We start from the raw sequence: 11,279 nt of genomic DNA, 5'->3' as shown, positions 1-11,279 counted from the left end.
GCAGGGATTACAGATCCGCCAGCAGAATTTTGGAGCGGCGTTGGTAGTTGTACAACGCCTGTTTCTGCATCGGCAGCACGTCGACCTCCGCCGGGGTAAAGCCACGCTCCTGGAACCAGTGGATGCTGCGGGTGGTCAGCACGAACAGCTTCTTCAGCCCCATCTGCCGCGCCTGATTTTCCACCCGCTGCAGCAGCATCTCGCCGCGTGATGAGCTGCGGTAATCGGGATGCACCGCGACACAGGCCATCTCACCGATTTTTTCCTCCAAGAATGGGTACAGCGCCGCGCAGGCGATGGTCAGGTTGTCGCGTTCGATAATGGTGAACTTGTCGATCTCCATCTCCAGCTGTTCACGCGAACGGCGCACCAGAATACCCTGCTGCTCGAGTGGCCGAATCAGCTCCAGGATGCCGCCGATGTCGTTGATCGTCGCCCGACGCACCTGTTCGGCACTCTCCATCACGATTTGGGTGCCGATGCCGTCGCGCGAGAACAGCTCCTGCACCAGCGCGCCGTCCTCTTGATAGCTGATCAGGTGGCTACGGCGCACGCCGCTGCGGCAGCCTTTCACCGCGCCACGCAGGAAGCGCACGGTGCCGGAATGGTAATCGCCGCCTTCCTCGAGCTCTTCAAGGCGCTTTTGCGCGTCGTTGGGGAACAGCTCGGAAAGAATGTTACCCTCCGCGTCGGTCACGCCCTGCGAGGAGCAGAAGCCGATCATTTTTTCCGCTTTCAGCTTGATTGCCAGCTGGGTGGCCACTTCTTCCGAGGTCAGGTTGAAGCTCTCGCCGGTAACGGAAACCGCGACCGGGCCGATCAGCACGATGGCGTTGCTGTCGAGCTGGCGGTGGATCGCGTCTTCATCGATGCGGCGAATGCGGCCGCTGTGACAGTAGTCGATACCGTCATCGATGCCCAGTGGTTGCGCGATGATGAAGTTGCCGCTGACCACGTTGATATGCGCGCCCTGCAGCGGCGTATTGTTGAGGCTCATCGACAGCCGGGCGGTGATGTCGAGCTGCAACAAACCGGCGGCCTGCTTGACCAACTCCAGCGTATGGGCGTCAGTTACCCGCGTGTGCTTGTGGTAGATCGGCTCAAAGTTATGCTGCGCCAGGTTGGCGTCGATCTGCGGCCGCGCGCCGTAAACCACCACCAGGCGAATGCCCAGACTATGCAGCAGCCCGATATCATTGACGATGTTGGAGAAATTCTCGTGTTCGATGGCTTCCCCGCCGAGCATGATGACAAACGTTTTGCCGCGGTGGGCGTTGATATAGGGGACTGAGTGACGGAATCCTTGCACCAGCTCTGTACTACGTTCCTTCACGACAAACCTCTTTTGCATATTTATACGGTATTTTTGTATTTTTATTCTTTTATGGCGCCGATGGCAAGCGTGAAATCATCATGAAGAGTGCGCTAAGGGCGCTAAATCGTTAATAAATTGAAAAACCATAAAAAGATTTTCTGATGACAGGGCTGGAATGATTGGTTAAAGTTTTCGGCATCCCCATTTTATTGATGTTTTTTTCATCTGTTGTAAACAGCTATTACTGCCGGAGCCGCATGCCAAACTCTAATCACAATCTGGGCCGCCGTCGTTTATTACAGGGCGTTGCCGCCAGCTGGTTGCTGAGTGTGAGTCGCACAGGCTTCGCCGCGTCATCGCACGTGATCGCCGTGCGCGTCTGGCCATCCTCCACCTATACCCGCGTCACGCTGGAATCCAACGTCGAGCTGAAATACAAGCAGTTTGCCCTGACCAATCCCGATCGCGTGGTGGTGGATATCGAAGGCGTCCACCTCAACAGCGTGCTGAAAGGCATCGCCGGGCAGGTGCGCGCCGACGATCCGTATCTCAAGCAGGCGCGCGTCGGCCAGTTCGATCAGAATACCGTGCGGCTGGTGCTGGAGCTCAAGCAGAGCGTCAGCCCGCATATTTTCACGCTGGCGCCGGTGCCGGAGTATCGCAACCGTCTGGTGATGGATCTCTATCCGACCAAGGGCAGCAGCGGCGGCGAGGAGTATGATCCGCTGCTGGCGTTACTGGAAGATTACAACAAGGGCGATCTGGAGCGCACGCTGCCGCCGGAAGCGCCGCAGGCCGGCAAGGCGGGGCGCGATCGGCCGATCGTCATCATGCTGGATCCCGGCCACGGCGGCGAAGATCCCGGCGCTATCGGCAAGTACAAGACGCGCGAGAAAGACATTGTGTTGCAGATTGCCCGCAAGCTGAGCGCCATGATCAAGCGCGAGCCGAACATGAAAGTGTTCATGACGCGCAACGAAGACGTGTTTATCCCGCTCAAGGTGCGCGTCGCCAAGGCGCGCAAGCAGCGCGCGGATTTGTTCGTTTCGATTCACGCCGACGCCTTCACCAGCCGCGCCGCGCGCGGTTCGTCGGTGTTCGCGCTGTCCACCAAGGGCGCCACCAGCTCGGCGGCCAAGTTCCTGGCGCAGACGCAGAACGCCTCGGACCAAATCGGCGGCGTCAGCAAGAGCGGCGACCGTTATCTCGACCACACCATGTTCGATCTGATCCAGACCGCGACCATCAACGACAGCCTGAAGTTCGGCAAGGAAGTGTTGAATCGGATGGGGAAAATCAACCGGCTGCACAAGAATCGCGTCGATCAGGCCGGTTTTGCGGTGTTAAAGGCGCCGGATATCCCGTCGATCCTGGTGGAGACGGCGTTTATCAGCAATATCGAAGAGGAGCGCAAGCTGCGCACCAGCCATTTCCAGCAGCAGGTGGCGGAGTCGATTCTGGCGGGCATCAAGGCTTATTTCGCCAACGGCGGCGCGCTGGCGAGCCGATAGAAGCAGGGCCGGGCGCGAGTCCGGCTAGTTTCGCGGATTGCAGATACAAAAAAACACCCGTCAGGGTGCTTGTCTGTTGTCATCAAGAGTTGGTTGCGGGGGCCGGATTTGAACCGACGACCTTCGGGTTATGAGCCCGACGAGCTACCAGGCTGCTCCACCCCGCGTCCGTCTTGGTGCTGTATTACTACGAACCACCGTGCATGTTATGCCGCTGGTACGACATTCGGTTGGTTGCGGGGGCCGGATTTGAACCGACGACCTTCGGGTTATGAGCCCGACGAGCTACCAGGCTGCTCCACCCCGCGTCCGTGTAATACTTTGTTATCGAAGCCAAACGCAAAATACCGCCGCTGCGGCATCGGTTGGTTGCGGGGGCCGGATTTGAACCGACGACCTTCGGGTTATGAGCCCGACGAGCTACCAGGCTGCTCCACCCCGCGTCCGATGGATGCGCACTATACTCTCCATGCGTTTTGTTGCAAACCCTTTTTGCATTTTATTGGCCTAAACCCGTTTTTCTGCTGAATTTGCCCGCAATTTGCCTTCTTTTTCATCACCATCCTCCGTGCGGCTTTTTTTATTTGCAGCGATTCCTTTATCAATGAGCGTTTGTTATCGTTCAGCCGGTAGATCATATCAGTTTGAGAGTGTGCGCGATGAAAGGACGTTGGGGCAAATACCTGCTGGGCGGGTTGATGGTGGCGGTGTTGGCGGGCTGTTCGTCCAAGCCGACCGATCGGGGTCAGCAATATAAAGACGGCCGTCTGGATCAGTCGCTGGAGCTGGTCAATCAGCCCAACGCCAAAGGTTCGCCGGTCAACGCCAAGGATTATTCGGATCAGCTGATGGAGATCAAGTACGCGTCGCCTTCGCTGTTCAACCGCAACAACGGCACCTATCAGGCGGTACAAAATTGGATGGCGTCCGGCGCTGACACGCGCATGTTGAGCCAGTATGGCCTCAGCGCTTACCAGATGGAAGGCGTCGACAATTACGGCAACGTGCAGTTTACCGGCTACTACACGCCGGTGGTGCAGGCGCGCTATACCCAACAGGGCGAGTTCCGCTATCCGCTGTACCGCATGCCGCCGAAGGGCAGGGGCCGCTTGCCGGATCGCGCGGGCATCTATTCCGGCGCGCTCGACGATCGCTATATCATCGCTTACACCAACTCGCTGATGGACAACTTCATGATGGAAGTCCAGGGCAGCGGCTATGTCGACTACGGCAACGGCCAGCCGCTGGTGTTCTTCGGCTACGGCGGCAAGAACGGCCACGCCTATCGCAGCATCGGCAAGGTGCTGATCGATCGCGGTGAAGTGGCCAAGGCGGACATGTCGATGCAGGCGATCCGTCAGTGGGCGGATACCCACAGCGCCGCAGAGGTGCGTGAGCTGCTGGAGCAAAACCCATCGTTCGTGTTCTTCCGCCCGGAAGCTTTTGCGCCGGTGAGAGGTGCCAGCGCGGTGCCGCTGATCGCCAAAGCCTCGGTGGCCTCCGATCGTTCGCTGATCCCGGCGGGCACCACGCTGCTGGCCGAAGTGCCGCTGCTGGACAACAAGGGTAAATTCACGGGAAAATACGAGATGCGTCTGATGGTCGCGCTCGACGTGGGCGGCGCCATCAAGGGCCAGCATTTTGACATGTATCAGGGCATCGGGCCGGAAGCCGGCCACTCGGCGGGGTACTACAACCACTATGGCCGCGTCTGGGTGCTGAAGAACAACGGCGGCGGTCAGCTGTTCAGCGCCAATCAGTCAAACGGCGGCGGTTCGTTGCTGGCCACCCGCTAAACGCATACGGCGTGAAAAGAGTGACCCGCAAGGGCCGGATTTTCCGGCCCTTATCATTTGCATTACGAAGGTAATTAAAGCGTTATGAGTACAGCTTATTCGGAAGCCTATCTGCAGCGTTTCGGCGGCACGGCGCGGTTGTACGGCCAGCAGGCGCTGGCGGTGTTCGCGCAGGCGCACGTCTGCGTGATCGGCATCGGCGGCGTGGGTTCCTGGGCGGCTGAGGCGCTGGCGCGCACCGGCATCGGCGCCATCACCCTGATCGACATGGATGATGTTTGCGTCACCAATACCAACCGCCAGATCCACGCGTTGCGCCAACACGTCGGGCAATCGAAAACCGAGGTGATGGCGGAGCGTATCCTGGCGATTAACCCGGAATGCCGGGTGACCTGCATCGACGATTTCATCACCCCGGACAACGTCGCCGAGCTGCTGGACCATAACTTCAGCTACGTCATCGACGCGATCGACAGCGTGCGGCCGAAGGCGGCGTTGCTGTCATACTGCCGCCGCTTCAAGATCCCGGTGGTGACCACCGGCGGCGCCGGCGGGCAGATTGACCCGACCAAGATCGAAGTGGCCGATCTGGCGAAAACCATCCAGGATCCGCTGGCCGCCAAGCTGCGCGAGCGGCTGAAGCACGATTTCAACGTGGTGAAAAACGGCAAGGGCAAGCTGGGCATCGACTGCGTCTTCTCCAGCGAGCCGTTGGTTTACCCGCAGCCGGACGGTTCGGTGTGCGCTTCACGCAGCACGGCGGAAGGGCCGAAAAGAATGGATTGCAGCGCGGGGTTCGGCGCGGCGACCATGGTCACCGCTACTTTCGGCTTCGTCGCCGTGTCGCACGCGCTGAAAAAGATGGTGGCGAAGGCGGCGCGTCAGGCGTAACGGGCGGCGATCGCCTTGACGGCGGCGGCCAACGCCGCCAGGCCGCCGGCGCGGGTGGCGCTCAGCTGGGCGCGCAGCGCTAACCGGTCGAACAGCGCCAGCGGATCCAATGCGGCGATCTGCTGCGGCGTTTTCCCTTCCACTTCGGTCAGCAACACCGCCAGCAGGCCGCGCACGATGCGGCCTTCGCTGTCGCCATAGAAGTGCAGCGTGCCGTCTTCCAGCAACTGGTGCCCCAACCAGACGCGGTTTTCACACCCGCTCAACGCCATTTCTTCACTACGCAAGGCCTCCGGTAGCGGCGGCAGCCGTTTCGCGAGCATAATCAGCTGGCGGTAGCGATCTTCCCACTGTTTCAGCGTGCTGAAGGTGGCGATCAACGCCTCGGCGGTGACCTCTCGGCCAAAAGGATGGGGGGCGAGCATAGCGTCTCCGGGAATCAAGTCAGTCGGCCAGCAGATCGAGGGCGTGAGTCAACGCGCTGACCAGCGTATCGACGTCCTGTTGCGTATTGTAGGGGGCGAACGACGCGCGCAGCGTGCCGCTGACGCCCAACGCCGCCATCAGCGGCTGCGCGCAGTGTTGGCCGGCGCGCAGCGCAATGCCTTGCTCCGCCAGCAGGGTGACGATGTCGCTGTGGTGCACGCCGGCGATGTCGAACGCCAGCAGGCTGGAGCCGGAGCTGCGGAAGCTGCGAAAGCCCGGCAACTGCGCCAACCGCTGTTCCGCCTGGTCCGCCAGCTCGCGGCTGTAGCGCTCCGCCGCCGCCATGTCCTGTTCGCTGAGCCAGGTGAGCGCCGCGGCCAACCCCAGCACGCCGGCGATATTTGGCGTGCCGGCTTCGAAGCGATGCGGCGGCTTTTGCGGGGTAAAGCCGTCGAACGATGCCTGGGTCAGCATCTTGCCGCCGCCTTGCCACGGTGCCATCTGCGCCAGCAGCTCGGCTTTGCCGTACAGCGCGCCGATGCCGGTCGGCCCATACAGCTTGTGGCCGGAGAAGGCGTAGAAATCGATGTCGAGCAGCTGTACGTCGGCCGGGCCGTGAACCACGCCCTGTGCGCCGTCGATCATCACGCGTGCGCCGGCGGCATGCGCCATCGCGATCGCCGGCGCCAGATCCGGGCAGCCGCCGGTGACGTTGGACATTTGCCCCAGCGCCAACAGGCGGGTGTTGTCGTTGAGCAGGGTGGGCAGCTGCGTTAAATCCGGCAACCGATCGGCGCCGATCGGCAGTTTCACCACCCGCGCGCCGGTTTGTTCCGCCACCATCAGCCAGGGGATCAGGTTGGCGTGGTGTTCCGCTTCGCTCACCAGGATTTCATCGCCCGGCTGCAGACGCGGACGCAGGTAGCTCTGCGCCACCAGGTTGATCGCTTCGGTGGTGCCGCGCGTCCAGACGATGTCGTCGGCCGACGGCGCATTGATCAGTTGCGCCACCTGGCCGCGCGCCTGCTCGAAGCGGGCGGTCAGATCCTGCGCCGCCCGATGCTGGCTGCGGTGCACGGTGGCGGCGTCATCGCGATAAAATTGCTGCGTGGCGTCGATCACCGCCTGCGGTTTTAACGCGGTGGCGGCGCTGTCCAGATAGATGCCGTCCTGCGCGAGCGCGGGAAACTGTTGGCGAAAAAGGCTGGGGTTAAAAGGCGTCATACCCTGATTGTCACTGGCTTGAGTCGATGGGGGATCCTGTCCTATTTTGCCGCCGGAGACAAGCGATCCTGCCTATTAGGACTTATCGCCTGGCAAAATTGGGAAAGTTTGTTATGCTATTAAATGTGCGCTTATTAATCGCATCTATACACATAAAAGGTATTTATCAGCATTTAAAACTAAAAAGGAGTCCTCAATGAAGAAAACAGCCGCAGTTCTCTCTGCCCTGATGCTTACGTTCACCCTGGCCGCCTGTTCCAGCAACTACGTGATGCATACCAATGACGGACGCACCATTGTCGCTGACGGCAAGCCAAAAGTGGACAACGATACTGGCATGATCAGCTATAAAGACGCCAACGGCGTCGAGCAGCAGATCAACCGCGCCGATGTGAAAGAGATGGTTGAAAGCAACCAGTAACCGTCAGGCAAAAAAAAGCACCGCAAGTTTTGCGGTGCTGCATAAAATCACTATGGACAGACAGGGTAAATGTACAGGAAGTGAAAAAACAGTAGCCTAGCTACCATGTCCGGAATCGCCGGACAATTTGCAAACACAACATCACAACCACAAGCCAAAAGTTCATCGGCGTCCTCGACACCCACTCCCTTTTCGTTCCGGCCCGGGAAGTGCCGCCACTATAGGTATTTGCTGGCGCATCCTCAACGGACAAATTATAATGGCTCGGATTAAAAAAACTAATGGCAATACGCCGTTAGCGTTTACCGATGGCTTGCCACACAAAGCCGCCCGATTTTCGGCGCCGAATCATTCGGATTAATGTTACACAAAAGTAGCTAATTTAATGTCTAAACGCTTACCTCCCCTCAATGCGCTGCGCGTGTTCGATGCGGCCGCTCGCCACCTGAGTTTCACCAAGGCGGCGGAAGAGTTGTTCGTGACCCAGGCCGCGGTGAGCCACCAGATCAAGTCGCTGGAGGACTTCCTCGGGCTGAAGCTGTTTCGCCGGCGTAACCGCTCGCTGCTGCTGACCGAAGAGGGGCAAAGTTACTACCTCGATATCAAGGAGATCTTCTCTTCGATCAACGAGGCGACGCGCAAGCTGCAGGCGCGCAGCGCCAAGGGGGCATTGACCGTCAGTTTGCCGCCGAGCTTCGCCATTCAGTGGCTGGTGCCGCGCCTGTCCGGCTTTAACTCAGCTTATCCGGGGATCGACGTGCGCATCCAGGCGGTGGATCGCGAAGAAGACAAGCTGGCGGACGACGTCGATGTGGCGATTTTCTACGGCCGCGGCAACTGGCCGGGGCTGCGCGCCGAGCGCCTGTATGCGGAATATCTGCTGCCGGTGTGTTCGCCGAGCCTGCTGACCGGCGATCATCCGCTGAAAACCGCAGAGGATCTGGCTTATCATACGCTGCTGCATGACGTTTCACGCCGCGACTGGCTGGCCTATACGCGCCAGCTGGGGTTGCAGCACATTAATGTGCAGCAGGGGCCGATCTTCAGCCATAGCGCGATGGTGGTGCAGGCGGCGGTGCACGGCCAGGGCGTGGCGCTGGTGAACAACGTGATGGCGCAAACCGAGATCGAAGCCGGTCGCCTGGTGTGCCCGTTCAACGATGTGCTGGTCAGTAAAAACGCTTTTTATCTGGTATGTCATGACAGCCAGGCAGAACTGGGTAAAATAGCCGCCTTCCGGCAGTGGATCCTGGCGCGCGCCGCCAGCGAACAAGAGAAGTTCCGCTTCCGCTACGAACAATAAGACCGGCCGCCGCCTTGCCGCGGCCGGTGATTTTAAATGGGATAAATCACGATGAGCAGCCGTTCCATGCTGGTTTTCGCCGCTATCAGCGGCTTTGTGTTTGTCGCGTTGGGCGCATTCGGCGCGCATGTATTAAGCGGCACGCTCGGCGCCAACGAAATGGCCTGGATCCGCACCGGGCTGGAGTATCAGGGGTTCCACACCCTGGCCATCCTGGCGCTGGCGGTCGCGATGCAGCGCCGCGTGAGCCTGTGGTTTTACTGGAGCGGAGCGCTGTTGGCGTTCGGCACCGTGTTGTTCAGCGGCAGCCTCTATTGCCTGGCGCTGTCGCACCTGAAGGTCTGGGTATACATCACGCCGGTTGGCGGCATGTGCTTCCTGATCGGCTGGATATTGATGTTGATTGGCGCTTTGCGTCTGAGGAAAAAGGCCGAGCGCCATGAATAAGATTGCGTTGTACTGCCGCCCTGGCTTTGAAAAAGAGTGTGCGGCGGAGATCACCGACAAAGCCGCCCAGCGGGAGATTTTCGGCTTTGCGCGGGTAAAAGAGCACAGCGGTTACGTGTTGTTCGAATGCTATCAGCCGGACGATGCCGATCGCCTGGCGCGGGAAATTCCGTTCCGCGAACTGATTTTCGCCCGCCAGATGATCGTGGTGGGCGAGCTGCTGCGCGATCTGCCGCCGGAAGATCGGGTATCGCCGATTGTCGGCATGCTGATCGGCGTGGTTGACCGCGGCGGCGAGCTGCGGGTGGAAGTGCCGGACACCAACGAAAGCAAAGAGCTGATGAAGTTCTGCCGCAAGCTGACGGTGCCGCTGCGCGCCGCGATGCGCGAGCAGAAGGTGCTGATGGCGCGCGAGAACCCCACTCGCCCGGTGGTGCACGTGTTCTTCATCGCGCCGGGCTGCTGCTACGTCGGTTACTCCTACAGCAACAACAACTCGCCGTTCTACATGGGCATTCCGCGTCTGCGCTTCCCGGCCGATGCGCCGAGCCGTTCGACGCTGAAGCTGGAAGAAGCGTTCCACGTGTTCATCCCCGCCGACGAGTGGGACGAACGCCTGGCCAGCGGCATGCACGCGGTCGATCTGGGGGCCTGCCCGGGCGGCTGGACCTATCAGCTGGTAAAACGCAGCATGATGGTGCATTCGGTGGATAACGGCCCGATGGCGCCGAGCCTGATGGAAACCGGCCAGGTGACGCACCACCGCGCCGACGGCTTCAAGTTCGAGCCGAACAGCAGCAAGATCTACTGGCTGGTGTGCGACATGGTGGAGAAGCCGGCGAAGGTAACCAGCCTGATGATTCAGTGGCTGGTGAAAGGCTGGTGCCGCGAAGCGATTTTTAACCTCAAGCTGCCGATGAAAAAGCGCTATGAGGAAGTGTCGCAAAACCTGATGAGTATCCGCGAAGCGCTGGGCGCTGCCGGCATCAGCGTCGAAGTGCATGCCAAGCAGCTGTATCACGACCGCGAAGAGATCACCGTACACGTGCGCCGCATGTGGTCGGCGGTGCCGGGCCGGCGCGATGAGCGCGATTAATCGCGTTAAGCTTGATGAAGGGCGCTGCTTGCAGCGCCCTTATTGTATCGGCAGGCGCAACTGCTGCAGGTTGCCGTCCAGCGACAGATCGGTGCGCAACGTGGCGACGTGTTTGCTGACGTAGGCCAGCTCGCGGTGCCGCTCCAGCTTGCCGCGCCATTTCTCCGGCACCTGTTCCAGCTGCTGATAGAGCCCATCCAGGCTGCCCGACTGCTGCAACAGCAGTACGGCGGTTTTCGGCCCGATCCCCGCCACGCCGGGGATCTTGCTGCTGCCGATCCCCGCCAGCCCCCAATAGTCCGGCAGCTGCTGCGGCTGCACGCCGAATTCCTGCTGCACGAAAGGCATATCCAGCCAGCGTTTCTGGAAGTAATCACGGATCTGCACGTTCGGCGCCAAAAGCTGGCAGTAACCTTTGTCGGTGGAGACGATGGTCACCTGGTGGCCGCCGCCGGCGACCTTCGCCGCCAGCGTGGCCGCCAGATCGTCCGCCTCGTTGCCGGGAGAATGCCAGCTGGCGACGCCCAGTTCGGCGAAGGCCTCGCGCAGCTGCGGCATCTCCTGCTGCAGGTTTTCCGGCATCGGCGAACGCCCGGCCTTGTAGTCCGGCAGAATTTGGTGACGCCAGCTGTCGCGGCGATCGTCCTCGTCGAAGACCGCCACCGCGTGGGTCGGGCGGCTGTGCTGGATCAACTGCTGCAGCGCGTGGCGACAGGCGTTGACGCAAGGGGAACCCTGCACGGCGTGAATGCGGCGGATGAGGTTCAGGGCGTCGACAATCAGTAGGTGTATCATCATGGGCGGCAAGGTCAGAAAACGGGGCGGCCGTTACGCCGCCCGGGATTGAGG

The 11,279-nt window shown here is 60.4% G+C and carries 11 protein-coding genes and 3 tRNA genes; 7 read left to right on the top strand and 7 right to left on the bottom strand.

What is annotated here, in order from left to right:
- Positions 1-7: 7 nt before the first annotated feature.
- On the bottom strand, positions 8-1,351 hold the full coding sequence (gene argA, locus ACSBQQ_RS22140; protein WP_049232224.1) for an amino-acid N-acetyltransferase: 1,344 nt from the start codon (positions 1,349-1,351) through the stop codon (positions 8-10).
- Between the two features lie 221 nt (positions 1,352-1,572).
- Between argA and amiC the strand changes: the two genes are divergently transcribed.
- On the top strand, positions 1,573-2,826 hold the full coding sequence (gene amiC / locus ACSBQQ_RS22135) for an N-acetylmuramoyl-L-alanine amidase AmiC (protein ID WP_033635752.1): 1,254 nt from the start codon (positions 1,573-1,575) through the stop codon (positions 2,824-2,826).
- Between the two features lie 90 nt (positions 2,827-2,916).
- Here the strand turns inward: amiC and ACSBQQ_RS22130 are convergent.
- The 3 genes from ACSBQQ_RS22130 to ACSBQQ_RS22120 all read right to left on the bottom strand — a co-directional run bounded on the left by ACSBQQ_RS22130 (position 2,917) and on the right by ACSBQQ_RS22120 (position 3,269).
- Positions 2,917-2,993, bottom strand: a tRNA-Met gene (locus tag ACSBQQ_RS22130).
- 64 nt (positions 2,994-3,057) lie between these two features.
- Positions 3,058-3,134, bottom strand: a tRNA-Met gene (locus tag ACSBQQ_RS22125).
- Positions 3,135-3,192: 58 nt separating this feature from the next.
- Positions 3,193-3,269, bottom strand: a tRNA-Met gene (locus ACSBQQ_RS22120).
- 216 nt (positions 3,270-3,485) lie between these two features.
- Here ACSBQQ_RS22120 and mltA point away from each other — a divergent pair.
- On the top strand, positions 3,486-4,622 hold the full coding sequence (gene mltA, locus ACSBQQ_RS22115; protein WP_033635751.1) for a murein transglycosylase A: 1,137 nt from the start codon (positions 3,486-3,488) through the stop codon (positions 4,620-4,622).
- A gap of 84 nt (positions 4,623-4,706) precedes the next feature.
- Positions 4,707-5,513, top strand: coding sequence for a tRNA cyclic N6-threonylcarbamoyladenosine(37) synthase TcdA (gene tcdA, locus ACSBQQ_RS22110; protein WP_004931886.1), 807 nt, complete (start codon positions 4,707-4,709; stop codon positions 5,511-5,513).
- Here tcdA and csdE read toward each other — a convergent pair.
- Both csdE and csdA read right to left on the bottom strand, forming a co-directional pair.
- Positions 5,504-5,938, bottom strand: a complete 435-nt coding sequence (gene csdE / locus ACSBQQ_RS22105) for a cysteine desulfurase sulfur acceptor subunit CsdE (protein ID WP_033649797.1) — start codon at positions 5,936-5,938, stop codon at positions 5,504-5,506. The genes tcdA and csdE overlap by 10 nt on opposite strands.
- A 19-nt stretch (positions 5,939-5,957) precedes the next feature.
- Positions 5,958-7,163 carry a cysteine desulfurase CsdA gene (gene csdA / locus ACSBQQ_RS22100; RefSeq protein ID WP_060429301.1) on the bottom strand — a complete coding sequence of 402 codons (1,206 nt, stop codon included), beginning with the start codon at positions 7,161-7,163 and terminating at the stop codon, positions 5,958-5,960.
- 196 nt (positions 7,164-7,359) lie between these two features.
- Between csdA and ACSBQQ_RS22095 the strand changes: the two genes are divergently transcribed.
- The 4 genes from ACSBQQ_RS22095 to rlmM all read left to right on the top strand — a co-directional run bounded on the left by ACSBQQ_RS22095 (position 7,360) and on the right by rlmM (position 10,430).
- Positions 7,360-7,584, top strand: a complete 225-nt coding sequence (locus ACSBQQ_RS22095; protein WP_025304050.1) for a YgdI/YgdR family lipoprotein — start codon at positions 7,360-7,362, stop codon at positions 7,582-7,584.
- A 385-nt stretch (positions 7,585-7,969) separates the two neighbouring features.
- Positions 7,970-8,887: a transcriptional regulator GcvA gene (locus tag ACSBQQ_RS22090; protein WP_025304049.1), complete on the top strand. Its 918-nt coding sequence runs from the start codon at positions 7,970-7,972 to the stop codon at positions 8,885-8,887.
- Between the two features lie 51 nt (positions 8,888-8,938).
- The gene (locus ACSBQQ_RS22085) at positions 8,939-9,334 is read left to right on the top strand and encodes a DUF423 domain-containing protein (RefSeq protein ID WP_086556952.1); all 396 of its coding nucleotides are present in this window, start codon (positions 8,939-8,941) and stop codon (positions 9,332-9,334) included.
- On the top strand, positions 9,327-10,430 hold the full coding sequence (gene rlmM, locus ACSBQQ_RS22080) for a 23S rRNA (cytidine(2498)-2'-O)-methyltransferase RlmM (protein ID WP_060429303.1): 1,104 nt from the start codon (positions 9,327-9,329) through the stop codon (positions 10,428-10,430). Before ACSBQQ_RS22085 ends, rlmM begins: the two co-directional genes overlap by 8 nt.
- 39 nt (positions 10,431-10,469) lie before the next feature.
- Here the strand turns inward: rlmM and xni are convergent, their stop codons facing one another.
- Positions 10,470-11,228, bottom strand: a complete 759-nt coding sequence (xni, locus tag ACSBQQ_RS22075; RefSeq protein WP_060429304.1) for a flap endonuclease Xni — start codon at positions 11,226-11,228, stop codon at positions 10,470-10,472.
- Positions 11,229-11,279 lie beyond the last annotated feature (51 nt).

Source organism: Serratia sp. G204Y, from assembly GCF_051172435.1.
In the GTDB taxonomy this organism is placed as follows: Bacteria; Pseudomonadota; Gammaproteobacteria; order Enterobacterales; family Enterobacteriaceae; genus Serratia; species Serratia sarumanii.
This window is presented reverse-complemented; position numbering and strand designations above follow the sequence as displayed.

Coding starts and splice junctions, on each gene's coding strand:
- csdA (WP_060429301.1), bottom strand. CDS start 7,163: ATGACGCCTTTTAACCCCAGCCTTTTTCGCCAACAGTTTCCCGCGCTC.
- ACSBQQ_RS22095 (WP_025304050.1), top strand. CDS start 7,360: ATGAAGAAAACAGCCGCAGTTCTCTCTGCCCTGATGCTTACGTTCACC.
- argA (WP_049232224.1), bottom strand. CDS start 1,351: ATGCAAAAGAGGTTTGTCGTGAAGGAACGTAGTACAGAGCTGGTGCAA.
- mltA (WP_033635751.1), top strand. CDS start 3,486: ATGAAAGGACGTTGGGGCAAATACCTGCTGGGCGGGTTGATGGTGGCG.
- xni (WP_060429304.1), bottom strand. CDS start 11,228: ATGATGATACACCTACTGATTGTCGACGCCCTGAACCTCATCCGCCGC.
- ACSBQQ_RS22090 (WP_025304049.1), top strand. CDS start 7,970: ATGTCTAAACGCTTACCTCCCCTCAATGCGCTGCGCGTGTTCGATGCG.
- ACSBQQ_RS22085 (WP_086556952.1), top strand. CDS start 8,939: ATGAGCAGCCGTTCCATGCTGGTTTTCGCCGCTATCAGCGGCTTTGTG.
- csdE (WP_033649797.1), bottom strand. CDS start 5,938: ATGCTCGCCCCCCATCCTTTTGGCCGAGAGGTCACCGCCGAGGCGTTG.
- tcdA (WP_004931886.1), top strand. CDS start 4,707: ATGAGTACAGCTTATTCGGAAGCCTATCTGCAGCGTTTCGGCGGCACG.
- amiC (WP_033635752.1), top strand. CDS start 1,573: ATGCCAAACTCTAATCACAATCTGGGCCGCCGTCGTTTATTACAGGGC.
- rlmM (WP_060429303.1), top strand. CDS start 9,327: ATGAATAAGATTGCGTTGTACTGCCGCCCTGGCTTTGAAAAAGAGTGT.